At 34.8% G+C, this 612-nt stretch carries 1 protein-coding gene; it reads right to left on the reverse strand.

Annotation, left to right across the window (positions count from 1 at the left end; genetic code table 11):
• Nucleotides 1-120: 120 nt before the first annotated feature.
• On the reverse strand, nt 121-612 hold a 492-nt coding region (locus tag HH219_RS21720; RefSeq protein ID WP_211842221.1), incomplete at its 5' end, for a hypothetical protein.

The raw sequence follows: 612 nt of genomic DNA on the forward strand, positions 1-612 counted from the left end.
AGTAAAAACTCGCTGGCGCGGTGATCATCATGTAATAACAAAAATGTACTGTAAAAGAATAAAAAACCACCTGAAAATTTGACTCAGGCGGAGTGACCATATATGTCATCTTTATTTACATTAAAACTTTTTAAATATTTCACCAAGACATTCGGAAGATACTCCCCTTCCTCCACCAAGGTTTGTAGATTCCCCAGCTTCTACATTGGTTAAAATATACTCAGCCCCCAGAGCAATCTCACCTGAGGACAATTCTGCATAAGAAATATTGTGGATCGTATTATCTCCAATAAAGCTAACTACTTCCCAATTCACCTCTTCTCCAAATCGGTAGTTAGGAATTTTAGTCATTTCTGACAAACAAACTTCAACCTCATCAAGTATAGTTGTATTTCTCGTTGATCTAAGACTATTGCCTTTCATGCTAGCCTTTAAAGCTACTTCTTTTAAGTCCATTTCCTTCAAATCGGAAATAGCAGCATTTTTATCAAATGAACTAGATAATGTTTGATATCCAATTAAGCTTGCAACAGTCAAAGCTCCAACAACCTTTAATATTTTTGTATCTTTATCATTCATACCGAAGTTATTTACATCCCCATATCTATATCT

Source organism: Pseudoalteromonas sp. NEC-BIFX-2020_015 (assembly GCF_012952265.1).
Classification (GTDB): domain Bacteria; phylum Pseudomonadota; class Gammaproteobacteria; order Enterobacterales; family Alteromonadaceae; genus Pseudoalteromonas; species Pseudoalteromonas neustonica.